The following is a 24,451-nucleotide window of genomic DNA, read 5'->3' on the forward strand; positions in this document are numbered from 1 at the left end:
ATTGAAACTAAACCAACTTGTCTTTATTGTAGGAGTGTTGTTCACCCATCTATTATAAAGAATGATTTGATTTATTGTGATCTCTGCAATTGTTTATGGATGGGCTATTTAATTTTGTTTCTAAATATTATATGAGGCGCAGCGTATATTTCTGCCTATTATCTACAATAAACTATCTAAATGAAAAATCTCGACATTTTACCATGTCGAGATTTTTATTAGGCGACGATTTCTATATAGTCTTTTTTTACAGCATCCCATTGGAATCTTCCTTCTTCTACAACAAGATGAGCCTCAGGATCCCAAGGGAAATATTGTTTAGCCATATCTAAACGTAAATGTTCAATACTCGCCGGAGGAAGCTCCCTGTCTCGTTTATTTAGTCCGATAAAATAAATACCACCTTGCGCTAATACATCGGGATGTAAATAAACAAAAACCGGCTGTAGTTCTGTTTTTCCCATTCTTACCACTCCTTTCAAGTACTTTTTAATAACTTAGTGTAATAATCAATTAGAATATCTACTTTTTCATGCTATTGATTTAATATTAATTTCTCTTATATTTATTTTCAGTGGAGGATTCGTTTTTAGTTTTCTTCCTATTTCTTTCATCTTGCTTTTCTATCTTTAACTCTTCAGTTGGTATTGGATCAACTGTCTCTTCAGTTTTAAATTGATCAAATAGAGTTTTATTCTCCGTAGGATATTGCTCAGCATGATCCCTTCTTTTGGTCTCTTGAGGATGGGGGGATTTCTTTCTTGACTCTGTCATTTTAATACCCCCCTGTTCCGACCATATAAATCCATATACATCTCCTCCTATAGGTGAAATAGTTTATTTACTTTTATCCTAACGAAGATGATCTCAAACCTATGCTTATGGAATTTTCGATTCGATTATAAAGATAAATAAAATGAGAGAAGAGACCTTAAACAAGAAAAAATACATGATTAATTGGTTTTTGCGAAAAAACATTTGAGTTTGAATTAGATATAATTACGAGATAATCTACAAGTTAAATTGAACGATCTGCTTTTAAAATTTAATAGATAGCCTTGAAGCTTGCAAATGATACCTAAAAATACAGGTTTATTAAGCTATCACATAAGGAAAATGGTTTCAAAATAAAACTAAGGAGGAGTAAGTAGAATGCGACAAAAAACACTTATTTCTGGTCTTGCTATTTCAACAGTAAGCGTAGGAATTACAACTTATTTATTGAAGGATAAATCAAACTTAGATAAGGTAAAAGGGTTTGTTCGAAGTGTAAAAAAAGTTATTTCATATGAATCATCGACCAAAAAATTGGCCTCATTTCCCATACACAAAGCAGGTTATCCAGACCCTCTGGACATTGAAGATAATAAAATGGTCTCAGAAGGATCTATGTTCCCTGTACAATATTATAATGAAAAGAAACAATGAATTATCAGTTCATATTATTGACTATGTTAATACAATTGTAAAGCACTTCAGTTGTATCTTGGACAGATATTGCTTTCATCATAATCATATGTATTATTTTAGAGCCAACAAACATATTCATGGGCTTCATACCTTAGTCTAAAATATCTAAAGCGTAGTTAAGATGTTCTAAGAAGGTAGCAAGTTATTCATATTATAAACTTCCATTAAATAGCCTATGATTAAGGAGGTTTTTTAATGAAGAAAATAAGAGTGGTAAAGGACGGCTATGAAGTAAAAGAGGCTATTGAACAATTTTTAAGTCTAGGATTTAGAAAAGATAATATTTACTTATTAGCCCATGAAAAAGATCGTACTGAAGAATTGACAAGTGCGTTGAATATAAACGATATTGGTGTATCCGAATTAAGGGATAACAATCCAATAGCAAATTCATTTCATTTTTCCAAAGATGAACTACACTCTAAGCTTTACTCTTTGGGATTATCAGATGAGGAAGTTCAACACTATTTAAAAGAATTAAATTGGGGCCGTATACTAGTTTTTGCATTAAAAACAGATGATTTTACTACTAACGAATAATATCAGTAAAAAAGCTATACAAACTCTCTATAATTAACAGGTAAAGAGAGTTTGTATAGCTTTTTTAGAATTATATACTTTTCTAATAATAGAGCAAACCATATATAGACAGCAACATACCAATAAGGTTCATTCTTCTCGATCACTTAGTTTCTTTAACATTTATTCCATCCGCAAACTATTAAATACTTTTCTTTGCAATAATTACTATACGTTCTTGCTTCATTTCACCTATACATCGTTCAGTTTCTTCTTTTGTTAACCCTAACGAAGTCATTTTAGAACGGAGTTCATCTTCACGAGAAAATAACTTATCAACAGTAGACGTAAAAATCCCTTGTTCAGAAGTTCGATATTCTTTTGTATTTGTTATATCTGTTAAATATTCCGAACGCTCTTTATTATAGGCCAACAAGTAAACTTCACTTTTACTAAAACCAGTGGTAAAAAGATCTTTAATCAACTTATTTGCCTGACCACTATTTTCTGCTACTTTAATTTCTTTCACTATTTTCTCCTCCTCTCCCCCTATAAAATAGGTTGTTCAACTAATAGATATATCCTTCACCAGCTAATTAAAAACAATCTCATACAGATACAGGGTAAAGGTCGTATAAATTGAGTTAAATTATCTGCTTTCAAGGAACTAAGATGTGGATTGTTAAACTCCAAATGTATAGTAGATAAAATTAGTCTTTCCCCTATAGCCTAACTTTCCTAGGCTGAAAGATTAGATAAGATCTTAAAATAAGAAATAAGCTTAAATAATTCCCTTTTGAGTTGTATATCGTAAGCAGGATTAGGTTAGTTACCGTAATGGTTTTTATCGGAATAGAAAAGAAACTTAAAGGCTATATTGGTAGCCCTTAAGCTTCCTTTTTCCAATGGACAAGGGCGTTACGGTGGCTGGGATATGGGGATGACGGTGTGAACTTACCGCGGTGACTATGCGCACATCGGCCAATTTGGCTGGGTCGGACGAAGTGGCACCTCTATCTACGCCGACCCGAACAACCAGATTACCGGAATCCTACTCACTCAAGTTGGGATGTCTATTGCAGATTCTGCGTGGGCTATTCACCACTTTTGGACCATGCTCTACCAAGTAACCGGAGACTCACACCCAGCCCAAAAATTATTTATATTTCCGATAATATTACTTACATTGATTGTATTTTTATATCATAAACAAGGCTTTCTTAACAAGTTACAAATATTACCATTTTCAGATGAACCTTATATTTAGGGATTTCCCTATCCTTCAATGTATTAAGTTCACCCTTTAGATTTAATATCCTTATCATGTATGCAGTTCGAATCAATACAGGGAAGTCCACCTCTAGATTCGATTTCCTCTATAATTTGACGATGAATTTTTCGACCTTCTTCATTTAAATAGGGAGTTATCTGTTGAAGTGAATGATGAAAGTAAGTAAGTTCATCATCTTTCCATTCTTTTTTTGAAATCATTGACAATTTAGTCATATCTCGACCTCTATACAATTTATAAACACCTCTCTACTTTTTTGTTTGAAAGCAATAAGTTTATTGAAACCAACTGTTTTTCTTCTTCAATCCGGTATTGTTTCCTTCTGAATCACTATTATCATTTAGACAGGCAATAAAGATATTTACTCTTTCTTTCATAAAATAAATAAAAACATCCTTTAGCCTCTCCCAGCTTGGAAAGAAGGGTATTTGGTCATACCGCCATCAGCAAATAATGTAATACCTGTTACATAGCTTGCTTGTGATGATGCTAAGAATGCTGCAACTGCTGCTACTTCTTCTGGCTTACCGATGTAACCCATTGGAATCATGCTTTCTACGTCTGCACGTTGTACAGGATCTGCAAATTTCTCTGCGTTAATTGGTGTGTTCATCGCACCTGGTCCAATGTTATTTACGCGGATACCTTTTGGCGCATATTCAAGAGCCAATGTTTCCGTCATTTGTTTCATACCGCCTTTACTTGCTGCGTAGTGAACAAATAATGGCCAAGGAATCCTTTCATGAACACTGGACATGTTAATAACGTTTCCTTTAATGTCGTTTTCAACAAAATATTTGATTGCTTCGCGGCTTCCTAAGAATGCACCTGTTAAGTTTGTATCAATAACTTTATTCCAGTTATCTAGAGATAACTCATGAGAAGGAACTGGGTTTTCAACACCAGCGTTGTTAATCATTACGTCCAATGTACCAAATTCTTTAGTAGCTGTTTGAACAAGATTTACAACGTCTTCTTCTTTTGTTACGTCGCCTTGAACGATGATTGCTTGTCCGCCTGCTTCTTCTACTTCTTTTTTCGCATCTAGAGCTTCTTCTTCATTGTTGTAATAGTTAATAACAACTTTTGCTTCTTCTTGACCGAAACGAACAGCCATTGCACGTCCTAAACCTGTTGATCCACCTGTAATTACAACTACTTTATCTTTTAAATCTGTATACATCATAAAATCCTCCTATCCCGCAGAAATATACTCTCTCTTCTGAGGTGCTTTTTAAAACAACTAATAAGTTTTGTCTTCTTGTTAGATTACCTCTGAATATATAAAATAAAACTCATTTTACCTAGTAATCCAGTAAAATGGTTAAACAGCACTATTCATTCCATATACATGTCACCTTAAAAGATTGTTTGAAGTTTTTCATTCCTAGAGACACACAATGGTTAAAATTGATTGGTTAATTAATTGAATATGAATATTTCCAAGAAGAAATAAATGTATATGAAAAGAACATTTAGTGAAAATATATAGTTTATAAGAATTAGTTTTTTTATAGAAATCTAACTTTTTCAAGCCAAAAGATTATATGAGGTCGCTTATTTCTTCCTCACTAATTACGTTTTCTCTGTTAAAACATAGGGTAAATACTTGTGCAGATAAGAATAATTTCTAACACTACCTTAATATCTATACTTACCTGCTATAGAGTTCGCTCGTTACGGAGAACTTATAACAAACATTTCAGGATTAATAATGATAAAAAGGAGTTCTTGACCAATGGAAAAGAAGTGGTGGAAAGAAAGTGTAGTTTATCAGATATACCCCATTAGCTTTAAAGATTCAAACGGTGACGGTATTGGGGATTTGCAAGGCATTATATCAAAGCTTGACTACCTACAAGAGCTAGGCATTGAAGTGATTTGGCTATGCCCTATTTATCAATCACCAAATCATGATAATGGCTATGATATTAGTGATTATCGAGCTATTATGAAACAGTTTGGAACGATGGAGGATTTTGATGAACTATTAACTCAAGCACATAAACGAAATTTGAAGATTATTATGGACTTAGTTGTTAACCATACATCGGACGAACACCCATGGTTTATTGAATCCCGTTCTTCTATAGATAACCCAAAGAGGGACTACTACATTTGGAGAAAAGGTAAAAATGGAGGTCCACCGAATAACTGGGAATCTTATTTTGGTGGATCTGTTTGGGAATATGATGAACTGACGGACGAGTACTATCTTCATCTCTACACTAAACAACAGCCAGATCTGAATTGGGATAATAAAAATGTTATAAGAGAAGTTGAAGAAATGGTGTCTTGGTGGCTAGATAAAGGAGTAGATGGATTTAGATTAGATGCTATTGCTCATATTGTTAAAGCTGAAAATCTTCCAGATGCGCCGAATCCAACGGGCCTTCCATATGTAAGAGCCTATAAGCTATTTTCTAATTTGGAAAAAGTTCATACTCTACTTAGAAATTTATATGAGGAAGTACTGTATAAATACGATATCATGACAGTGGGGGAAACATCAGGATTAGGACCTGAACAAGCATTGAACTATATTGGGGATAAACGTCACGAACTGAATATGGTCTTTCATTTTGAACATATGCTATTAGATTCAAAAGCTGGGGGACTAGTAAATGGGAATTTAAGCCATGGAACCTTCTGGATTTAAAGAATGTAATGAGTAAATGGCAAACGATTATTCATAACCAGGGTTGGAATGCGAATTATCTCTGTAACCATGATCAACCTCGGTCAGTCTCGCGTTTCGGAAATGATGGAAAATATCGAAAAGAATCAGCCAAAATGTTAGCAACGTTCTTGCTAACATTAGAAGGGACACCTTACATATTCCAAGGAGAGGAAATTGGCATGACAAATCCCAATTTCCCGTCCATTGAGGATTATCGAGATATTGAGACCCTTAACTATTATAAGGAATCAACGGAAAGGGGAGCTTCGCTGGATTCTACTATGAAAGCAATTTGGAGGAAAAGTCGGGATAACTCTCGCACTCCTATGCAATGGGATGATACACATGCTGCGGGTTTTACTCAAGGTAAACCTTGGATTAAGATAAACGCAAACTATAAAGAAATTAATGTACAGGAAGCTCTTCAGGATAAGAATTCTATTTTTCACTATTATCGAAAGATGATTGCATTGAGAAAAAAACACGATGTCCTTATCTATGGAGAATATAATCTCTTATTACCTATTGATCCAGACCTTTACGTATATACTCGTACGTTAGGTGAAGAAAAATTTTTAATTATATTGAATTTCTTTGATCGAACGCCAATATTTGAAATGCCAGAAGAGTTAAGTATGTTAGATGCTAAACTTTTGATTTCTAATTATGATGTAGAAAGAGAAGATTTACATGGGTTAAAGCTACGGCCTTATGAAGCTCGGATTTATAAATTATAAAAGAATTAATGATCGAAATTTCACCTTTACTTTAGGGCGGGTATATTTAGGAGTATCGTAATAAATTAAACTATATATTTCATATTTCAATCGATAATTTTCTCAAAATTATTACAATCATAAAATAAGTATATAAATAAGCCAAGACATTATAACCTGTCTTGGCTTATTTAAAAAATTCAATAACCAACCGATTTTGATTATATATCCAATTTTTATTATAAAATTAAATGGGTTCGAAGAAAGTCCAGCATGTTAAATAACTCTATATCTCCCATACATCATAAAAAGACAAAAAATTAGAGGTTTAAAATGAACTGAAAATCCATCTAGTATAAATTCTATAATGAAGAAAACTACGGGCTTTTTTGATGATTGTTTTTATATTAGTTTAAAAAAGAGTCAAGATAAAACAAAATAATGCAAATATAGCAAAATTACTAGCACTCATCCTTTACTTACCCGTCGACTGAAGACTCATAATCCTAGCAATTTTGCATGTTTCTTTCTTTTCAACGAGGGAATATCCAAAGTAATACTTGTTTATAAGGAGTTGGGAAATCAGTATGAAACTGAGAGCTCTTGCACTTAATTGTACATTAAAGAAAAGTTCTGAAGTCTCAAATACAGGTGCGTTAATTGGCGAAGTGGTGAAGATATTTGAGAAGAATGAGGTGCAAACCGAAGTTATAACCATAGCAGACTATAAGATTGGACACGGAATTACAGAAAAAGCAGTAAATGAAGAAGATAAATGGCCTTCTATTTTTGAAAAAGTAAAGGAAGCAGATATTGTACTAATAGGCTCTCCTATTTGGCTAGGTGAACAAAGCAGTATTACTACTCAAATTATAGAAAGGCTTTATGGTGGAAGTAGTCTAACAAATGATGAGGGTCAATACATTTACTACAACAAAGTAGGGGGAGTAGTAGTGACGGGAAATGAGGATGGTGCCAAACACGTTTCACGTTCGGTCATCTACGCATTATCTCATATAGGTTTTACCATTCCTCCCAATGTGGACACGTATTGGGTAGGAGAAGCAGGGCCGGGACCATCCTTTATTGAGGCAGAAGGATATAAAAATGATTTCACCATGCAACATGTGAAAATGATGGCTCATAACCTAATACATTTTGCAAGACTGTTGAAAAGTCACCCAATTCCTGCTGAAGGAAATGTAGTCAATAGTTAATAAAAGAGGATCCCATTAACGGGTCCTCTTTTATACGTTTACATACATCCTGTACCTATTTTTGCAAAAAATCTTCCTTTTTTATGTTAGCCTGCTTTGGTTGCAACTACTAGTACACGTCCTTGATCTAATTCTCTTTCATATTGTTGAGCTTCAGCATCCGATAACCCTAAAGATTGAATTTTAGAACGTAATTCATCTCCACGAGATCGGAATACATTGGCTACTAAATCAAATGCGCCTTGTTCTGAAACACCAACATCGTTCGTCTCTAATGCTTCCGTTAAATCTTTGGAACGATTTTTATCGTGAGCTAATAAATATACTTCCTCCTTTGTGTATCCTCGATTTAGAAATTGTTTAATTGCCTCTTTTGCTTGGACTCCGTTTTCTACTACTCTTACATTTTTCATAAAAACCCTCCTTTGTAGTTAAATGATATATACCCATTTTCAAGAAATAAAAATCTTTTTTTACTAGCTAATAAAATGCTATGAATTTTCCTAATTCACAATTCATTTTCTCCCCCTTAAAATCTAAAGCTGTGTTTACTGAAACTCAAGCTTATGTTTTAGAAGATGCTGTACGGGAATGAAGTAAAATAAGACGATTATTTAATAAAGGAGGAATTATTATGAACATAACAGAAGTAATGACCTCAAATATTGAGACATGTAACCTTAAAAGTTCTTGTGGTGAGGTAGCCAACATGATGAAGAATCTAGATGTAGGAGTTATTCCCATTTGTGAGGATAATAAGCTAATAGGATTAATAACGGATCGTGATTTAGTTATCAAAGGATTGGCTAATAATTTTAATGCAAATACGCAGATATCTGAAATGATAACAACGGACGTCATTACTGGTACAAAACATACGTCTGTAGAACAAGCTATGGAAATCATGTCTCAATATCAAATACGCAGACTTCCTATTGTAGATGATGGAAAACTCATTGGAATGGTTTCTTTAGGGGATTTAGCAGTAAGTAATGATTCAAATAAAGAAGCAGGGAAAGCTCTTGAGGATATTTCAGTCCCTGCTGAACCTACTAAATAAAAATCAGGAGATTTTATCTATAAATTGTCTCTTTCTTAATTTCAAAAATACAAGGATATGAGAAGGGAGTAAACGTTATGCCATTGTTAGAAATAAGTATTATACCTGTTGGAACAGATTCAACAAGCTTTAGTTCAGAAGTGATTAACGCTGTACGTAAGCTTAAGGGAAAGGAATTACATTATGATGTAACACCTACTTCTACCATAATAGAAGGAGACCTTGAACAATTATGGCAAGTAGCAAAAGAAATACATCAAGAGGCAATTTCAAGTGGTCCTAATCGAGTTATCACAAATATACGTATTGATCACCGGAAAGATAAGAAAACAGATATGAACCATCAAATAAATACCGTTGAGGATGCGTTACATCATAGTTAGGATAACGAAAAAAAAAGATAATCTACTCAACGAAAGGGATTTTTTAGTTTTTCTCTCTCTATAATAGCCATTATGATAAGTAGAAGTTTTAATATTTATACCTAGGGAACATGAATAATAGAAAAGAAATAGGAGGAGATGAAAATGGAACGAACTGCAAAGAGAGTTGTAGGGATCTACAAATCTGAGCAAGAAGCCATTGCAGCTGTAGAAGATCTTAAAAATCAAGGGTACGCTACACGTGACATCTCCATCATTGGACAAGACCGTAAAGAAGTAGATAGAGTAACAGAAGAAACAGATACTGAAGTGGTGGATGGAATTGCAACAGGTGCCCTAACTGGTGGAGCTCTTGGCGGGCTAACAGGTTTATTAGCAGGAGCTGGTGCACTTGCTATTCCAGGAATAGGACCGATTGTTGCTGCGGGACCAATTGCAGCCGTGTTAACTGGCGCTGTAACGGGTGCAGGAGTTGGAGGATTAACAGGAGCTCTTGTTGAAATAGGTCTTTCTAAAGATGAAGCTGAATACTATGGTAACTCAGTCAAAGAAGGAAATATCTTAGTACTCGTTGATGAAAAAGAGCAGTTTAGTAAAAATACAGAGCAAAAACCACCTCTATCCCGAAGAATTCTTTAAATTTGAATAAAAAAGTTTATAAAAAGAGTTCTCTAATAGATGATGGGGCTGCCTCAGAGAGTAAAACAAATAAAAAAACTACTGGCATATGTGTCAGTAGTTTTTTTAGGTTAAATGGTACGTAGATAAGAGCCTTGCATTTTAGAATCTAAACACTTCATGAGTAGTTTGCTCCAGATGTGAAAACTTATTACTCTTACTAACGAAAAAATATAATTATTTCAAATCATGTAGTTATATATTAATTGACTACTATTAACGAACTACATATATATTTTTTGTTTTCTTATTTATCAAAACTAGAAAAAACTTGTTAAAAGGAAATAAATCCTTTTAACAAGTTTCTTTTTATCGGCATCAGCATGCTAAAAAGCCCTTTCATCAAGGGCTTTTTGAAGCATTTTTATATAACGAATTTTTAGAGTGTTATGTAATATTATCAAGTAGAATCTTTTTATTAATTAGGTTACATTCCTTTTAAAGCCTTTCGGTTTGGGGCCTGAGGCGGTTGCTCTAGCCATTCTCGGTTGACCATAATATTAAATCCCTTTCCAGCATACATTAATATTTCTCCAATTAATTTACTATAATAAGTAGCTAAATCCAACCTCATAGATAAAGACAAAGCATGTCCGATAAGTGTCACATCAATAGAATTTAAAAAATGAAAAAGCGCAACGATCAGCTTGTCGGAAAAAGGAGAAACCGTTGAAGTCGTTACTTCCATACTAACAGGAACTGTGCCAAGAAGTTCTTCTTTCTTTAAAAGATCATTAAAGAAATTAATTTGTTTTTTTGATATTTCCATTCCATCTTTTATATAATTTTTAATTTCTTTATCCTTAATCACTTGTAACAAGCCCATACAGAGCAACACCGAGAAATAGTTACGTTCAATATTAAAGAATATCTCAGTAAGCTCGATAGCATTTAAAGGTCTTTTTTTTCCCATGGCTGCTACTATATAAGATTGTTTTTTTACATATTCAACTTTTTTAGGATAGGTAATCATAGGTGGTCGATCGTAAATGCCTTTAGATAACATTAAAGTAGTAGATTCTGCATAAAGCTCTGTAGCCTGATTCAAAGCTTTAGTGAAGAAATTAAGAACATCTGCTCGAGCAACAGTAGAAGTAGCAAACCCTAAGTTAACCATCGCCATACGATTCATCGAGTAGACAAAGCTCAAAGCAAAAAGATCATAAAAAAGGGGAGGAGCTGATAAGTTAATATCCTTTTCCGTAAACCCATCAGGTAAAGGGATATTTTCTTCGGAAAAAATATCTCTAATTTGGTTTAGGTGTGTTTGAGAGATACGTAAAGATTTTTGCAAAATAGGCTTTATCTCTTCATCTTGTACGTGATGAAGAAAATACTTTAACAAACAAGTGGACATTGTTTCTTGAATATAAACTCCCCATAATCCACCAATTTCCGGACTTGACAACCTTACAATACGCTTAACCATTGATGCCTCCTAGTTACATGTATTTATCTTGATTATTGTATTTATTTTCCCGAATTATTCCTTTTTAATTCACAAAAAGATAATCTGCCTACAAAAACATAATTTCTATATTGTATACTCCCTTCATCTTTAGTCTACATAAAGTTGTTCACCAAAATAAAGTGTCAATATATGTCGAAGGGGTAATATAAAAGAAAGAACATCAGGAGGGGAGGACATGTTAGATAATTATGAACTTTCCCTATTCCATAGGGAGGTTAAAGGTTTAATTGCGGATTATAATAAGTGTAAAGATTTAGCTATTAAAAATGAATTATATCATCAAATAATACTTCTAAAAAAAGCGCTTAAATATAAACGAAATAAGGTCCCGAGATAATATAGGCGATCTATTTATTGAGGAAAACGATTTATCTCTCAAATCAAATTGTTTTTCTCTTTTTTTATATAAATAGGCTTTTAACCTTTCAAACGAAATAAGAAAATAATAAAAATGGAATAAACTATCCTTTCTAACATGCTTGGTCGAGATGATACTTAACTTCTTTCTAGTTTATATAAAAAAGATATGGGGAAATTAGCTATATGTAAGTTTTTGATAGAGGGAACATTTTAATGTAGTCACTTTTTTATTAAATAGTATAGTATCTCGTCACTACATGAAGAAATTTCCTCAAAAGTTACTCCAAACTGAGGGGGAAATCCTTACACAAGAAAAGGCAGACTTAGTTTCTTTCCTTAAAGATGTAAAGCCAACTAAATCTTTTAATAAATAATGTTTAATGTACATATTGTGAATGTTAATTAGTTGTGAAATTAATGGATAAATCGCTGGTTTAATTATAGGAAATGATGGTCCCTTTTTTAGCTTGTTATAATGAAAGTATATATAATACGGGGGGGCAGAGGATTTAAATATGATACTTATTAAAAACAGTGAAGAAGTAATAAGAGAAGCAAAATATCAACTTCACCTGACTATGGATGATTATCAAACCAAAATTATCTCTATTTTTGATAAACAACGTATTCTAATGAATCAACGAATTAAATTAATGATTCTCCTGTCGGATATAAAAGAACAGGCTGTATTAATTGGAAAGCATTCCGCAGCCAAAGGAAGATTAGAATATGAGGGACAGGATCAACTAATTACAGAAGTTATAGATGAAGTTCCTTTTCAGTACAGCAAAGAGACAGTAACCGATTTAGAAAATAACATACAAATTAGTAAAAGAGAAATCGAAGAGCTAGCAAAAGAGTGTGAATTAGATACTGAAGAAACCATTAATCTTAAGGCTCTTTTACTTAATTTAAAAGTATCTAGTTACATAAATGGGCACTATGAAATGTATGTAAAAGATAATACTTTATCTGGAAAAAGACCCTAGAATGTTAGGGTAGAAAGAATAAAGCTTTACATATAAGTAAAACGCATCAAGATTTGGTGAGATATTAGTGCTTAAATATAAGACATATATGTAACAGAAAAAGTACTGTACAGAAGTAGTACCTTTTCTATGTTTATGCTTTGTACTCCATATATTTTTAGTTACTATATTGTAGTTTATCGGAAATAAAGATATTATAGAGAATTTATGATATAATTTAGGTGTGCTATACAACTAAATAAAGATTATAAGTAACTTACCATTTCATTAATCTTAATACACTTTTCGACATGTTTGGTCCTCTAATCCTCATCTATTAGAGGACTTTTACTTTTTTAAATAAAAGGAGGAAAACCTTTGCAATATATACAACAAGAAAAATTACATGTGATTAGAGAAACAATTTTACAACGAAAAGAAGAGTTTGCTGAAAATAAAAGAGAAGATCTTGCAACATCTCATAACATTTATACAGAATTAACTACTTTTCGTTTTGACCTCCTTACCACTTATGCCGATTCTCTTTTGATGGAAAAAGAGGCAGCAAATGAAGCCGTACAACAATGAGGAGAAAATATGGCTAATTTATTAGTCAATCACGGTCTTCCCTTAAACCTAGCTCTAGAGGAGATTATCTATTATCGAGGTGTAATCGGAGAAATAATTAAAGAAGAAGCAAAAAATAATGATTTTTCTCTCGATGCTTTTTATCAAATCATTTCTCATTTTAATAGCATTGTAGATAATGCCATCCAATTCGTAAGTAAGTCGTATATAAAAGATTACACTGAAAAAATAAATTATGCTCAATATGCCATTGATGAATTATCTGTTCCCGTTGTTCGTATGACAGAAGAAATAGGCATCCTTCCTTTAGTAGGTGATTTAGATACCAAACGGGCACAATATTTGATGGAGAGTGCCTTAGAGAAAGGAAGCCAATATAAATTAGAATGGCTTATTATTGATTTATCAGCAGTTCCTATTATTGATACGATGGTAGCCGATCAACTGTTTAAAGTAATAGCTGGGCTACAGTTAATAGGAATTGAAGTTGTCATCAGTGGAATACGTCCGGAAATCGCTCAAACTATGGTGAACTTAGAAATAAAGGTTGAGGAAGTCAAAAGTTTTTCTAGCTTACATCAAGCTGTTCAGTATACGAATTCATTTACAGAATCTTTAATGTAAATATTTCTCTATATGATGAGCAAACTATCAAAGACGCCGTGAAGCATCACACTAAATTTCCTATTCTAAATAGAAGAAACCTACTGTACAGGAGCAGTAGGTTTTTCTATTTTAATTTGTATATAATATACACTCGTAGTTAACATAAATTTTATCAGTAATATAGCAAAATAACTCTCGGGTTATCTAAGTAATCGTTGCTAAGATAGAATAGACCTTATTTCCTTTTTGAGTACAAATTTATTTTTACAAACTTATCTGCATTTCTACGTGCAGAGAAAACTTCTCTATTCCTTCTAGAGCCGGTTCTGTTCTAAGTATTCTTTTAAAGTTTGCTGTAACGTTCCTTTTGCTTCTGCCTTGTCCTCAAAGGAGATCCCTGAGTGAATCATTGTTCGCACCAAGTCAGCACGTAAACCTGTGAGAATAGCTTTGCTTCCCATCATTGAAATGCCGGTTAATATTTTTTGAAAATGGTCAATAACATGCATCTCCATGTTGGCAATTCCAGACAGGTCCATAATTAATGTTTGAATCTTTAAATCTGAGATGCCCATCAACACTTTCTCCTCAATCGTTTGGATACGATTGAGGTCAATCATGCCGATCAACGGTAATACAGCTACAGATTGGCTGAGTGGTATAATTGGCACCGATAGATTTTCGACTAAGTCCCTTTGGGAGGCAATTAGTTCATCTTTATACTTGGAATAACTAATGAGAAAAGTGTTAAGAAATTGATCAATTTTATCATTAATTCGCTTCTCTAAGGCATAAAATTCTTCACGGCTATTAAATTGGTCATTTATTCGATCATATTGATAGAGAAAATGCCATAATGTTCGCCTAATGGCCTGTACCCATTCTAGTTTGAAAGCAAGAGTTAAGGCGTGCTCTGCCCAAGCTATTCCTTCTTGTTGAGCGAAAGCAATGAGTTCTTCCTCTTTTTGCTCTACGACATATAGTGATAACTTTTGAGCATTTTTCAAAAGATCAATATTTCCAGTTTCTAAAATGTCATTAATCTTAGAAGCCACATTAACTGCCTCTGATAAGAGCTTATCCTGGAAGTTCTGTTTGTTGTCTTTAATAAAATCGGTCATTTTTTCTCTTTTTTTGTAAATGATATCCATTTCGATACGCCCCTTATTCGGTTTTAGATTATAGGTGTCTTTAAGCGAATTTTGGTCTACTTTTGTTTTCATTTTTTGTATATAAAGAAAGGTTCTCTTTCCTTCTCCTACCTACAATAGATATGTTTTTAGGTAAAAAACAACAAAGTTTTTATAATAAATCTTTAAACTTCAATATACCTATAATTATGAGTTTTTTACATGAGAACAGGTTAATTAAGGTTGTTTTCACTAGTCGATAACTGTTCAGATAGCCTATCAAAGATAGTCTGAGCTTATTTTTCCTTTAACACGTCAACTTTCTCTTAAGCAATAGGGATATAACTTTATAAAGGATTAATCAAGAGTAAATACTTTATAGAATAAAGGATTAACGTTTCATCTAGGATTGTAAAATCGCATTTTGCATCAAGCTTTACTACTCAGTTGTACATATCTCTTATCCCCCTTGACACTATTCTCTTTTCAGTAAGATTCTTTTTTATTTTACCTCAAAAAACATATATTTCATATACATCTTAAAGGAGTAAATTCTTCCTCAACATTATAAAACCGTAAATTATATAAACCACGTTACATTAATAAAGATTATATACATTTTTATGTGTAAATACCTTATTCCATATAAGATAATTATCTTAATATGGTATTTCTCACTCTATATATTAAATCCTTGAAATCTATTTCGAGGGCTTTTTTTGTTGGGGCTTCATCTTTTAGTTCAATATAAATAGAAAAACTCCTGGTGCCAATCAGGAGTTTTTCTATTTTTGAATTCGAAAGACAAACTTGTACTTTTACATTTTTCATAGTTACCATAATTAAATCGAATCGACCAGCCCATGTACGATTTTCATCTTCTAGAGTGGGATACATACGGCATCATTTGTTCATCTACATATATACTGCTATGAACGACATACTGAACCTATATATAATGGAGGTGTAAAAATGAAGAGGACAGCAGTTACAGCCTTTGTCCTAGCTACTTTCTTAACCTTTGGTAAAAGCATGCAAGTTAAAGTTCTAACTATTCCTGAATTACCAACGACAGAAGCGTCTAAACAATGGGCCTTGGAGGTCAATAATCCTGACAACGATTACCCTAATTTAGCCCAATCTAAGAGGGGAGTGTATCACACATATTGTTTAAACATGAAAAACGTAGGGAAGGACGTACACGATGTAAAAGTTCAATTATTTCGCAATGAATCCAATTCAAATACTAAATATGGACTTTTACCAACTATGGAGTCGCCAGAGCTTTCTCAGAAAGACGGACATCCCTTACATGTTTCCAATTTTAGTTTGTCTGAAGAGGCAACCGACTTAAATATTGTGATAACGTGGAAAGAAAAAGGCGCAGAAAGAGAATATCAAGAAACATTTACTTTCCACCAAAAATAGAGTCTCAAAGTTAATGAGGCTCTATTTTTGATGGAAAGCTAGTATTAAGTAGGATTTTTAGTTAACATAATTACTCCTTCCGGAAGAAATCAAAAAAAGAACCCTTTTGGAAGAAGGATTCTGCATAAGACCTTGTGTCTTCTTTAGGCAGCTTTTTATACATCCTTGATCTATCAACATTTATGAATAATGCGAATGGGGAAAAATGAATAAAACAACTGCCTTTTATACATCTATCATGAACATCTCAAGGGAAATTAATAAAATGAGAATCCCTAAAATGACGCCGATTATTACAATGTGTGATAGTATTTTTTGAAATATCCAGTACTTGAAAAGCCTGTTATAAGGTATGAAATTTACTCTTTAGGTATATAAAAAGCACCTAACCCGCAGTTAAGTGCTTTTTTGTGTATGATGAGCAAGTTTCTTTCTCACCGTCATAGTAATCATAAGAACGCCTATGATACTTAATATAGTCTCTAGAACATACACTTTATGTTCTTTTATATATTCTGTAACAGATTGGCTACCAAAGATGAGAAATAAAATAGCTTCTAAATAAAACGAAGGATTTTTAATACACCAACTCATTTTTGATTCCATCTAATTCCTCCTTTCACGCTTTCTATTTTGTATTTATTGTATCTTGACTAAGAAAGGAGTAAGGGTTCCTTATGTATCTACAAGAGGACTTTAGAAAGGTTTCAACAATAACATTCACTCTCTTTTAGTATAGAGGTTTATTTTACATTCAAAACTGAAACTAATTTTTTTAGTGTTGTTCCTTGTATAAGAAGAGAAAAGACTACATTACTAAATGTCATTGCTAACAGAAGATTTTTTCCTTCAAATTCGGGTGTAATGCCTAAAACAAGTGCAATTGAAAGAGATCCCTTTAATCCTCCCCACGAAATAATAGGCTTCCAAGATGTTGGAATAGATTTATCAAAAGCTAAGCTTATATAGACAGCGAGAAAACGCGCTAACAGGACAATAAGAATACTTCCAACAATGAGCCATCCTTTGTCTAAAAAATCAATACGACTTACTTCTAATCCTACCAGTAAAAAAATAAGAGCATTAGAGAGAAAAGCAATCGTTTCCCAAAAGGAATTTACTTTTTCATGAGTTAAGTCTGACATACCTATGTTTCGTCCATAAGTTCCTAGGATTACACCACCTACTACTACAGATATTACTCCAGAAACCCCAAAGTGTTCAGCTAGCTGAAACGTACCATAAAATAAAACCATTGATAATCCAGTCTCCACTAAATAATGATCAATCTTAGATGTAATACGAGAAGCTATTAAACCAAACACTCCACCAATCAATACACCTCCAGTGGCAACTTTCAGAAATTCGAGAAGAGCATTCAACGTACCGGTTAAGCTCAAAGCGGTAGTTACCACAGCAATTTGAAATAACACAACAGCAACTCCATCATTGGCTAAACTTTCGCCTTCGACCACAATGGAAAGGCGCTTGTTTAGACCCATTGACTTAAAAATGCTTAGAACGGATACAGGGTCTGTAGCTGCCATAAGTGCACCAAAAATTAAGGCTTCTTGTAAGGAAAGGTGTAAGAAAAAATAAGTAGAAAGCGCAACTAGTAAGAACGTGAGAAATGTACCTAACAAAGCTAATAAAGAAATTGATTTCTTATTACGTTTTAATTCATCAAAAGGCAGTTTAAGTGCTGCATCTCCTAACAAAGCTGATAAGAAGATGAAAATAACAGTCGTTTGAAATACGGTATCATTGGCTGCATAACTTTTTATTTCTCCCAATGCAGGAATGGGTACCAAACCAATGATTAATCCTATTACTACAAGGAAAGTGGGATAAGGTTGTTTCATTTTTTCTGCGATAAATACTACACCTATAGCAATCGCTAATAAAATAATCCAATATGTAATCATTTAATTTCTCCTTTTACCTCTAATAGATGACATGTTTTATTAAAGAAATATGTAGCTATCCATGGAATTTCAGCTTAGCTAGATTAATTTGCCAGTCTTACTTTGATTGGAGAAAGTAAAATTAATCTTAAATTACCATTATATACGTTTGACCTGCTATATGTAAAAACCGAGTTGATTTCCTCACGAAGCGTTTCCCTGCGTAACAGATAAATTATGCTCCTACGGGTTTTATTTAACCAAGCTTGTTCCTTCATTTGTTCTAAAATGTTCAATGTTTTTGTCTGCTATTTTAAGAAAATCACTCTACTGAGTGATTTTCTTTGTTTAAGGCTAAACTTATACTAAGAATGAGTGTTATAAAACAAGAATATATAGGTGGAAAATGTATGTTAAAAAAGATAGCTCTACTCTTATTCATATCTTTTTTTGCTTTAGGTGCACCTCTTAATGTATCAGCACACGCAGTCCTTTTGGATGCATCACCGAAAGAAGGAAGTCAACTAAAGCAAATGCCTGGCAAGGTATCATTGACGTTTAATGAACGATTAGGAGAAGGTGTTTTTAATCTTCAAGTACGCAATGATAAAGGGAAACTTATTACCACTAAAAAAGCAACAATGAATCGAACTCACAAAACGATCTCTTTGGATGTGCCACCTTCCCAAAAAGGTATTTATACCGTTAGCTATTCAGTCATTTCTGCAGATAGCCATCCTGTACAAGGAACGTACGTCTTTTCTATAGGAGAAAAAATAGATCAAGCTATTACGAATGATAATAGTAATCAAGACGAAAGTGGGAAGCAGAGTTCTTTTTATAATATAGGTTTTTCTTTAGTACAGACATTCTATTATCTGGCTTTATTATGGTTAGTTGGCTTTGTCCTATGGAAATGGTATGTTCCTTATCAATCAGGTCAACAAAAACAAAAGTATAAGACGAATGTAAGGTACCTTCAAACTGGATATATTATTTTTTTACTGATTAGTATAGGAGTCCAAAGCACTGCGCTATTAAAGGATGCTAACCTTTCCCAAATAAAAACATTTGTCATTCATTCTGCTACTGGTTGGTCATGGCTAACTTGCATTCTTCTTGCCTGTGTTGGATTTCCTTTCCTACTAAAGAATAAGTGGCTTGATTTTATATGGGTAGGTTTGCTGTTAGTAGCTACTACGTTAAATGGTCACGCTATAGCATCAGACGTACCAGTCTATACAATAATTTTAGACTTTATGCATTTGGTTACCGCCTCTTTATGGGCAGCTGGGTTAGTTTATCTTTTCATGATTTGGCGTAAGGAGAGAGAACAAGCTTTAGCTTTTCTTCCGATTTTTTCGCGCATAGCCTTTGTGAGTCTTATATTATTAATCCTTTCAGGTGTTCTTTACACTTTAAAGCTTCTTCCAGATATAACAGCACTCTTTAAAACCACGTGGGGACTGTTATTGTTAGCTAAAATATTTATGGTCATGTTAGTAGGTGGTGTAGGGATACTCATTAGAGAACATCTACGAAAGAACGATTCACCAGGCCTTACAAAGTTTTTAATGTCTGATATAAGTTTTATGCTGATTATTGTATTAATTGTAGGAACGATTACACACTTAAACCCTGTTCCACAGAATGAACCTTTGGTATGGAAAGAAAACAAGCAAGACATAGAATTTTTAGTAAAAACGTCGACCCTATCTCCTGGCAAGGGGTCTCTCTGGGTAACAGCATCTTTACCACAGGATGGATCTTCTATCCAATCGATAGACATCGCACTTTCTCCTAAGAATAAAGGAGAGCTTGCACCAATTGATGTGCCCTTAAAAGTAAATAAAGACGAAAGTCAGGAGAAACAACAAGTGCAGTATAAGATGTATGAAACAAACAACCTTGTCATTCCTTATGCGGGAAGATGGCAAATTGCTGTACGGCTTGTTACATCAAACCTAGATGAGATTGTAATCTATAAGGACATCGTTGTTTATGATGTTAAATAATGATTTTAGAAAGAAGGAAAAGAAATGAAAAAACAAGTAACAGCTCTTTTATCTACATTAGTTCTTTCAACGATTGCATTTGCGGGTACTGCAAGTGCTCATGTTGTCGTATACCCTCAAGAAGCGGCACAAGGCTCTTATGAAAAATTTACTGTGCGCGTTCCAACTGAAAAAGATATTCCAACTACAAAAGTGAAAATTGAGATTCCAAAAGACGTAGAGATATCTCGATTCGAACCTATGGAAGGGTGGAAATATGAACTTCAAAAAGACTCTTCAGGTTTGATTACAAGTGTGACATGGACAGCTACTAATGCAGGTTTATCACCTACAGAGTTTGGAGAATTCAATATGCAAGGAAAAGTAGGCGATAATGCTAAGAAGATTGTTTGGAAGGCTTATCAAACATATAAAGATGGGTCAACAGTAGCATGGGAAGGCCCTGCTGATGCAGACACACCTGCATCTATCACAACGGTAGTAAAAGGAAACAGAGCAGAGGGAGATTCTCATACATCAGCTACTAGCGACACAACTGCTACTAGCGAAGCAACTAACAATGATTCAAATTCTGCACTTCCTACTACTCTTTCAATTATTGCATTAGTATTAGGCGTTATTTCATTGATCTTTAGTTTAAGAAGAAAGAAGCAGAGCTAATTATTTTTATTAAAGATCTAATTAGACAGCCATCTAAAAACGCAGGTTAACATTTGTTAGCCTGCGTTTTCTATTCTTATTTATTGATTATTACGATATACATAAGGATCATCTGGTTTTTCTTCACGTTTTACTTTTGTTACTTTTACAATAGGAATTGTCTTTTTAAATGGTTGATAATACATCGTACTTACTTCACCCGTTACCGTTACCCAATCATCATTTTTAAATGATACATCATCCGGAAATTGAACTAACATACCAAACACACCTGAATCAGCTATACAATGAATGATACCAAAACGAAATAAAAAGTACTGATTGTCTTTTAATTCTTTGGTGTGGTACATAAATCCCTTAAACTTAATTTGTTTTCCGGTAAACTCACCAGGATATCGATAAATGGTTTCCATTGCATTTAAAAACTCTTCATCTTCTAAATTAATAGTTTTCCCTTTTGAAAACTTTTTTAAATCTTTATGAATCATTTTATCGTATGCATCTTCTCCATAAAAAGAACTCGTATCTGGCTGTAGAAACTGATGCGAAGAGTAAGGATCTTTTTTATCATAAATAGGAAAATGAAATCCTTTTGCTTCAACAATATTTGAATCAAGTGTAGCTACAGGTAAAAGGAAGACAGTTACAACAGGTAAGAAATAAAGAGGGTACCATGCCCGTCTTTTCCATTTGTTTGGTGATTCATGACTATGACCGCATCCGCTGTCACAATTATGGTCATGATCCTGGTCTTTCTCATCAGATCCTGTCATATAAAAAACGAGTTCTGCAATAGTTAAAAACCAAAGTAAAAAAATCGTTCCATATGAAATCCATGAATATTTCATGTTAATATATTTTGAAATATCTCCAGTTGCGTGAAGGTGCATAAAAATCATAGTAAAGCCTAACAAAATTAAAACTCTAAACATTAATATCCCTCCTTTTTAATGAACGATTAGTAGAGATAGGACTAGTACAAGAATAAACACGTATATAAATAGTGAAAAAACAAATTTTGTCTTAAATTGACTCAACATCATTAATGTATTTTTTATATCAAACATAGGGCCAAATACTAGAAAGGCAATAACTGCACTATCATTAAATGTACTTCGAAACGATGAAGCAATGAAAGCATCAGCTGAAGAACATAATGATAAAATATAAGATAAACCCATCATTACTACATTTGAAGATACTACTCCGTGCCCGAGAGCCATGAGGGTAGAGGTCTTTACATAAGTTTGCATGGCAGCCGCGATTAGCCCGCCGATAATGACAAATTTTCCAACAGAAAAGAATTCATCAATAGTATGTTTAAGAGCATCTCCTATTTTTTCACTCATCTTCTTGGAAGCAGCGTGTACATGTATTTCATTTTTAACTTGTGGGGTTTTAAATTGAAAGGCTAAAATTAAACCTACTATTAAAGATACAAGAAAGGCAACCACACCACGTTCAATCATGATTTTCCAATCGTTACCGAAAGCCACAAATGTCGCGAATAAGACAACAGGATTAATAATAGGACCTGTTAACATGAACGGAATAGCAGCATATAAGGGAACGCCTTTTGCCATTAAACGTCTTGTAATTGGGACAATCCCACATTCACAGGCTGGAAATAAAGCCCCAATTACACTTGCTAGAACAATTGCGCCAAATTTATTTTTAGGAATAGCTTTTGCCATCATTTCGTCCGTTACAAAAATCTGAATAATACCGGAAATAATTACACCTAATAATATAAAAGGTAGGGCTTCAATTAGGATACTAATAAAAATGGTGTTCATTTGTAAAAGAGATGAACTCATTATACTCACTCCAACTAAGAAATAATCATGTTGCTTTGTATTCGAATTTTCTGTTTGTTTTTAAACATAGAAAAAGCCCCTTTAAATAGAAATTAATATCACTTACAAAAAGTGATATTACACTATTTATCTAAAGGGGACAATCTCAAAAAAAAAATAAATATATACAAGAGCCGTAATAAAAAAATATCTTTATAACATAAACAACTAGCAGTCTCTAGGAAAGTGAGCTTAATCAAAACCATAAAGACCATATTATTTAAAAATACAAATTTAAACAAATCTTGGGATATCATATTCTTTTTATACAAATATCCTTTAATATTTACATGAACATTTCTTTTTACATTAGTACTTTACCATAGAAAAATGAAAGAATGGTGAAAAGTCATTTAACAATTTTTTACTTTTATTTCTGACCATACGTTTTGCAGTACTTTAACACAATAAAAGGAGAATATAACTATTTTGAATACGTATAGCTTATCATAATGAAGTAGATCTATCTTAAAATATTTCTATTCACCTGGACCTATGAGCTGTTCACCTTGGTAAAGTTCGTACACGTATGGGTTATCAGGCGGGTGAATGGATTCAATTTGTTGAACCTGAACATAGGGGGCATCTTCTCCGTTGTACGTAGTTTTTTGTATTATTCCCTTTATATGAACCCACGTATCTTTTTTTAATGTTGAGGCATTTTCTAGTGTAGATAATAAGCCGTATACAGATGCATCTGCTGCACAACAAGATATTCCAAAACGAGCAACAACAAATTGATTATCTTTAAATCCTTTTTCACGATATACAAAGCCGCTGACTTCGACTTTTTTTCCTATGAACCGAGCCGTGTTGTTTTCAATAATGTTCATGACTGGAATATAGTCGGTGTCATTTATAGAAATCTTCGGTTGTTTGACTAGCTTCTTTTCCAGTAATTCATAGAAACCTTTAGGAGCCACTTTAGCAGCAATACTACTTTGATGTGTGATTGGAACATTCTTTGGCGTTTCATCTGAATTTCCGGACAATAAATCATTCGTATCTTTTTCTAGTTCTGAATTAATGACGTCAATTTTTTCATCATCTGCGGGTTGTTGCTGAGTATCAGATGTATTAACGGAAAAACTTAACCCTCTTTTTACTGCAACAGAACTATCAAGTGTGTGGTTAGAAAATAAAAAGCCTGTCATGATAGGCAATAGAAATAAAGAGTAAATAAACGTTGTTCGAATTTTTCCTTTTTCCGTATGATCATGACCGCATTCACAAGATGAATCCTTATTTACACTACTTCGCCAAATTTGTATAATTCCCAACAAAAAAAAGGTACCAGAAGAAAACAATATAAAAGGCATCATTTTAGGCGCAATAAATTGAATGATTTTACCTGTTAATATGAGTTTAAACATAAGGAGGGAAAAACCCATTAGTAATATTCCCCTTATATAAATGATAAATTGCTGATCAATTTTTTTCATCCCATTTCT

Annotated in this window: 26 protein-coding genes and 3 pseudogenes; 15 read left to right on the top strand and 14 right to left on the bottom strand. The window is 33.3% G+C overall.

What is annotated here, in order from left to right; genetic code table 11:
- Positions 1-218: 218 nt before the first annotated feature.
- Both AC0C45_RS18280 and AC0C45_RS18285 read right to left on the bottom strand, forming a co-directional pair.
- Positions 219-464, bottom strand: coding sequence for a hypothetical protein (locus AC0C45_RS18280; protein WP_047933674.1), 246 nt, complete (start codon positions 462-464; stop codon positions 219-221).
- An 85-nt stretch (positions 465-549) separates the two neighbouring features.
- Positions 550-774 (bottom strand): hypothetical protein, encoded by a 225-nt coding sequence (locus tag AC0C45_RS18285; RefSeq protein ID WP_047933673.1) that lies wholly within the window; start codon positions 772-774, stop codon positions 550-552.
- Between the two features lie 378 nt (positions 775-1,152).
- Here AC0C45_RS18285 and AC0C45_RS18290 point away from each other — a divergent pair, with 378 nt between their 5' ends.
- Together AC0C45_RS18290 and AC0C45_RS18295 are read left to right on the top strand one after the other, a co-directional pair.
- Positions 1,153-1,428 (top strand): hypothetical protein, encoded by a 276-nt coding sequence (locus AC0C45_RS18290; protein WP_047933671.1) that lies wholly within the window; start codon positions 1,153-1,155, stop codon positions 1,426-1,428.
- Positions 1,429-1,665: 237 nt separating this feature from the next.
- Complete coding sequence (locus AC0C45_RS18295; RefSeq protein WP_257064395.1) at positions 1,666-2,010, top strand: YflT domain-containing protein; 345 nt, start codon at positions 1,666-1,668, stop codon at positions 2,008-2,010.
- 181 nt (positions 2,011-2,191) lie between these two features.
- On the opposite strand, the gene AC0C45_RS18300 is transcribed toward AC0C45_RS18295, so the two are convergent.
- Positions 2,192-2,518 (bottom strand): YflT domain-containing protein, encoded by a 327-nt coding sequence (locus tag AC0C45_RS18300; protein ID WP_257064394.1) that lies wholly within the window; start codon positions 2,516-2,518, stop codon positions 2,192-2,194.
- Positions 2,519-2,890: 372 nt separating this feature from the next.
- On the opposite strand from AC0C45_RS18300, the pseudogene AC0C45_RS18305 reads away from it, so the two are divergent.
- A pseudogene (locus tag AC0C45_RS18305) lies at positions 2,891-3,127 on the top strand (serine hydrolase); the annotation flags it as partial.
- A 158-nt stretch (positions 3,128-3,285) separates the two neighbouring features.
- On the opposite strand, the gene AC0C45_RS18310 reads toward AC0C45_RS18305, so the two are convergent.
- Together AC0C45_RS18310 and gdh are read right to left on the bottom strand one after the other, a co-directional pair.
- Positions 3,286-3,513 carry a hypothetical protein gene (locus tag AC0C45_RS18310; RefSeq protein WP_047933668.1) on the bottom strand — a complete coding sequence of 76 codons (228 nt, stop codon included), beginning with the start codon at positions 3,511-3,513 and terminating at the stop codon, positions 3,286-3,288.
- A 164-nt stretch (positions 3,514-3,677) separates the two neighbouring features.
- Complete coding sequence (gene gdh / locus AC0C45_RS18315; RefSeq protein ID WP_047933667.1) at positions 3,678-4,463, bottom strand: glucose 1-dehydrogenase; 786 nt, start codon at positions 4,461-4,463, stop codon at positions 3,678-3,680.
- A 555-nt stretch (positions 4,464-5,018) separates the two neighbouring features.
- Here gdh and AC0C45_RS18320 point away from each other — a divergent pair.
- Both AC0C45_RS18320 and AC0C45_RS18325 read left to right on the top strand, forming a co-directional pair.
- Positions 5,019-6,697, top strand: a pseudogene (locus AC0C45_RS18320) (glycoside hydrolase family 13 protein).
- Between the two features lie 566 nt (positions 6,698-7,263).
- Positions 7,264-7,893, top strand: a complete 630-nt coding sequence (locus AC0C45_RS18325; RefSeq protein ID WP_013082702.1) for a flavodoxin family protein — start codon at positions 7,264-7,266, stop codon at positions 7,891-7,893.
- 86 nt (positions 7,894-7,979) lie between these two features.
- On the opposite strand, the gene AC0C45_RS18330 is transcribed toward AC0C45_RS18325, so the two are convergent.
- The gene (locus AC0C45_RS18330; RefSeq protein ID WP_237893859.1) at positions 7,980-8,306 is read right to left on the bottom strand and encodes a YflT domain-containing protein; all 327 of its coding nucleotides are present in this window, start codon (positions 8,304-8,306) and stop codon (positions 7,980-7,982) included.
- A 221-nt stretch (positions 8,307-8,527) separates the two neighbouring features.
- On the opposite strand from AC0C45_RS18330, the gene AC0C45_RS18335 reads away from it, so the two are divergent.
- The 3 genes from AC0C45_RS18335 (at position 8,528) to AC0C45_RS18345 (ending at position 9,975) form a co-directional block, all read left to right on the top strand.
- On the top strand, positions 8,528-8,953 hold the full coding sequence (locus AC0C45_RS18335; RefSeq protein WP_013082704.1) for a CBS domain-containing protein: 426 nt from the start codon (positions 8,528-8,530) through the stop codon (positions 8,951-8,953).
- Positions 8,954-9,030: 77 nt separating this feature from the next.
- On the top strand, positions 9,031-9,336 hold the full coding sequence (locus tag AC0C45_RS18340; RefSeq protein ID WP_016766202.1) for an MTH1187 family thiamine-binding protein: 306 nt from the start codon (positions 9,031-9,033) through the stop codon (positions 9,334-9,336).
- A 144-nt stretch (positions 9,337-9,480) separates the two neighbouring features.
- Positions 9,481-9,975, top strand: coding sequence for a YflT domain-containing protein (locus tag AC0C45_RS18345; protein ID WP_171777393.1), 495 nt, complete (start codon positions 9,481-9,483; stop codon positions 9,973-9,975).
- A 466-nt stretch (positions 9,976-10,441) separates the two neighbouring features.
- On the opposite strand, the gene AC0C45_RS18350 is transcribed toward AC0C45_RS18345, so the two are convergent.
- Positions 10,442-11,443, bottom strand: coding sequence for a DUF3231 family protein (locus AC0C45_RS18350; protein ID WP_472928471.1), 1,002 nt, complete (start codon positions 11,441-11,443; stop codon positions 10,442-10,444).
- A 217-nt stretch (positions 11,444-11,660) separates the two neighbouring features.
- On the opposite strand from AC0C45_RS18350, the gene AC0C45_RS18355 reads away from it, so the two are divergent.
- The 4 genes from AC0C45_RS18355 (at position 11,661) to AC0C45_RS18370 (ending at position 14,025) form a co-directional block, all read left to right on the top strand.
- Positions 11,661-11,822, top strand: a complete 162-nt coding sequence (locus tag AC0C45_RS18355) for a hypothetical protein (RefSeq protein WP_162837690.1) — start codon at positions 11,661-11,663, stop codon at positions 11,820-11,822.
- Positions 11,823-12,360: 538 nt separating this feature from the next.
- On the top strand, positions 12,361-12,834 hold the full coding sequence (locus tag AC0C45_RS18360; RefSeq protein WP_100229253.1) for a hypothetical protein: 474 nt from the start codon (positions 12,361-12,363) through the stop codon (positions 12,832-12,834).
- A gap of 357 nt (positions 12,835-13,191) precedes the next feature.
- Positions 13,192-13,401, top strand: a complete 210-nt coding sequence (locus tag AC0C45_RS18365) for a hypothetical protein (RefSeq protein WP_233335154.1) — start codon at positions 13,192-13,194, stop codon at positions 13,399-13,401.
- Positions 13,402-13,410: 9 nt separating this feature from the next.
- Complete coding sequence (locus tag AC0C45_RS18370; RefSeq protein ID WP_233335153.1) at positions 13,411-14,025, top strand: STAS domain-containing protein; 615 nt, start codon at positions 13,411-13,413, stop codon at positions 14,023-14,025.
- 296 nt (positions 14,026-14,321) lie between these two features.
- Here the strand turns inward: AC0C45_RS18370 and AC0C45_RS18375 are convergent, their stop codons facing one another.
- Positions 14,322-15,158, bottom strand: coding sequence for an STAS domain-containing protein (locus AC0C45_RS18375; RefSeq protein WP_013082710.1), 837 nt, complete (start codon positions 15,156-15,158; stop codon positions 14,322-14,324).
- Between the two features lie 756 nt (positions 15,159-15,914).
- Positions 15,915-16,037, bottom strand: a pseudogene (locus AC0C45_RS18380) (hypothetical protein); the annotation flags it as partial.
- Between the two features lie 72 nt (positions 16,038-16,109).
- On the opposite strand from AC0C45_RS18380, the gene AC0C45_RS18385 reads away from it, so the two are divergent.
- A complete protein-coding gene (locus tag AC0C45_RS18385) occupies positions 16,110-16,565 on the top strand; it encodes a hypothetical protein (protein WP_171777392.1) in 456 nt (151 codons plus the stop codon).
- Positions 16,566-16,961: 396 nt separating this feature from the next.
- Here AC0C45_RS18385 and AC0C45_RS18390 read toward each other — a convergent pair whose 3' ends face one another.
- Both AC0C45_RS18390 and AC0C45_RS18395 read right to left on the bottom strand, forming a co-directional pair.
- Complete coding sequence (locus AC0C45_RS18390; protein WP_047933065.1) at positions 16,962-17,171, bottom strand: hypothetical protein; 210 nt, start codon at positions 17,169-17,171, stop codon at positions 16,962-16,964.
- A gap of 137 nt (positions 17,172-17,308) precedes the next feature.
- A complete protein-coding gene (locus AC0C45_RS18395) occupies positions 17,309-18,490 on the bottom strand; it encodes a cation:proton antiporter (protein ID WP_047933066.1) in 1,182 nt (393 codons plus the stop codon).
- A gap of 389 nt (positions 18,491-18,879) precedes the next feature.
- Here AC0C45_RS18395 and AC0C45_RS18400 point away from each other — a divergent pair, with 389 nt between their 5' ends.
- Both AC0C45_RS18400 and AC0C45_RS18405 read left to right on the top strand, forming a co-directional pair.
- Complete coding sequence (locus tag AC0C45_RS18400) at positions 18,880-20,484, top strand: copper resistance CopC/CopD family protein (RefSeq protein WP_047933067.1); 1,605 nt, start codon at positions 18,880-18,882, stop codon at positions 20,482-20,484.
- 24 nt (positions 20,485-20,508) lie between these two features.
- On the top strand, positions 20,509-21,144 hold the full coding sequence (locus AC0C45_RS18405; RefSeq protein WP_016766214.1) for a YcnI family copper-binding membrane protein: 636 nt from the start codon (positions 20,509-20,511) through the stop codon (positions 21,142-21,144).
- Between the two features lie 80 nt (positions 21,145-21,224).
- Here AC0C45_RS18405 and AC0C45_RS18410 read toward each other — a convergent pair whose 3' ends face one another.
- The 3 genes from AC0C45_RS18410 to AC0C45_RS18420 form a co-directional block, all read right to left on the bottom strand.
- The gene (locus tag AC0C45_RS18410) at positions 21,225-22,076 is read right to left on the bottom strand and encodes a TIGR03943 family putative permease subunit (RefSeq protein ID WP_047933070.1); all 852 of its coding nucleotides are present in this window, start codon (positions 22,074-22,076) and stop codon (positions 21,225-21,227) included.
- 15 nt (positions 22,077-22,091) lie between these two features.
- Positions 22,092-22,961: a permease gene (locus AC0C45_RS18415; RefSeq protein ID WP_047933073.1), complete on the bottom strand. Its 870-nt coding sequence runs from the start codon at positions 22,959-22,961 to the stop codon at positions 22,092-22,094.
- Positions 22,962-23,479: 518 nt separating this feature from the next.
- Positions 23,480-24,442 (bottom strand): TIGR03943 family putative permease subunit, encoded by a 963-nt coding sequence (locus AC0C45_RS18420; protein ID WP_171777388.1) that lies wholly within the window; start codon positions 24,440-24,442, stop codon positions 23,480-23,482.
- Between the last annotated feature and the right edge of the window lie 9 nt (positions 24,443-24,451).

This window comes from Priestia sp. VA7, assembly GCF_055710015.1.

Bases quoted from the DNA above. Each gene is read 5' to 3' on its own strand.
- AC0C45_RS18415 (WP_047933073.1), bottom strand. From the start codon at position 22,961: ATGAGTTCATCTCTTTTACAAATGAACACCATTTTTATTAGTATCCTA.
- AC0C45_RS18340 (WP_016766202.1), top strand. From the start codon at position 9,031: ATGCCATTGTTAGAAATAAGTATTATACCTGTTGGAACAGATTCAACA.
- gdh (WP_047933667.1), bottom strand. From the start codon at position 4,463: ATGTATACAGATTTAAAAGATAAAGTAGTTGTAATTACAGGTGGATCA.
- AC0C45_RS18350 (WP_472928471.1), bottom strand. From the start codon at position 11,443: ATGGTTAAGCGTATTGTAAGGTTGTCAAGTCCGGAAATTGGTGGATTA.
- AC0C45_RS18360 (WP_100229253.1), top strand. From the start codon at position 12,361: ATGATACTTATTAAAAACAGTGAAGAAGTAATAAGAGAAGCAAAATAT.
- AC0C45_RS18290 (WP_047933671.1), top strand. From the start codon at position 1,153: ATGCGACAAAAAACACTTATTTCTGGTCTTGCTATTTCAACAGTAAGC.
- AC0C45_RS18395 (WP_047933066.1), bottom strand. From the start codon at position 18,490: ATGATTACATATTGGATTATTTTATTAGCGATTGCTATAGGTGTAGTA.
- AC0C45_RS18370 (WP_233335153.1), top strand. From the start codon at position 13,411: ATGGCTAATTTATTAGTCAATCACGGTCTTCCCTTAAACCTAGCTCTA.
- AC0C45_RS18345 (WP_171777393.1), top strand. From the start codon at position 9,481: ATGGAACGAACTGCAAAGAGAGTTGTAGGGATCTACAAATCTGAGCAA.
- AC0C45_RS18335 (WP_013082704.1), top strand. From the start codon at position 8,528: ATGAACATAACAGAAGTAATGACCTCAAATATTGAGACATGTAACCTT.
- AC0C45_RS18405 (WP_016766214.1), top strand. From the start codon at position 20,509: ATGAAAAAACAAGTAACAGCTCTTTTATCTACATTAGTTCTTTCAACG.
- AC0C45_RS18285 (WP_047933673.1), bottom strand. From the start codon at position 774: ATGACAGAGTCAAGAAAGAAATCCCCCCATCCTCAAGAGACCAAAAGA.
- AC0C45_RS18355 (WP_162837690.1), top strand. From the start codon at position 11,661: ATGTTAGATAATTATGAACTTTCCCTATTCCATAGGGAGGTTAAAGGT.
- AC0C45_RS18420 (WP_171777388.1), bottom strand. From the start codon at position 24,442: ATGAAAAAAATTGATCAGCAATTTATCATTTATATAAGGGGAATATTA.
- AC0C45_RS18400 (WP_047933067.1), top strand. From the start codon at position 18,880: ATGTTAAAAAAGATAGCTCTACTCTTATTCATATCTTTTTTTGCTTTA.
- AC0C45_RS18375 (WP_013082710.1), bottom strand. From the start codon at position 15,158: ATGGATATCATTTACAAAAAAAGAGAAAAAATGACCGATTTTATTAAA.
- AC0C45_RS18410 (WP_047933070.1), bottom strand. From the start codon at position 22,076: ATGTTTAGAGTTTTAATTTTGTTAGGCTTTACTATGATTTTTATGCAC.
- AC0C45_RS18330 (WP_237893859.1), bottom strand. From the start codon at position 8,306: ATGAAAAATGTAAGAGTAGTAGAAAACGGAGTCCAAGCAAAAGAGGCA.
- AC0C45_RS18390 (WP_047933065.1), bottom strand. From the start codon at position 17,171: ATGGAATCAAAAATGAGTTGGTGTATTAAAAATCCTTCGTTTTATTTA.
- AC0C45_RS18385 (WP_171777392.1), top strand. From the start codon at position 16,110: ATGAAGAGGACAGCAGTTACAGCCTTTGTCCTAGCTACTTTCTTAACC.
- AC0C45_RS18295 (WP_257064395.1), top strand. From the start codon at position 1,666: ATGAAGAAAATAAGAGTGGTAAAGGACGGCTATGAAGTAAAAGAGGCT.
- AC0C45_RS18325 (WP_013082702.1), top strand. From the start codon at position 7,264: ATGAAACTGAGAGCTCTTGCACTTAATTGTACATTAAAGAAAAGTTCT.
- AC0C45_RS18280 (WP_047933674.1), bottom strand. From the start codon at position 464: ATGGGAAAAACAGAACTACAGCCGGTTTTTGTTTATTTACATCCCGAT.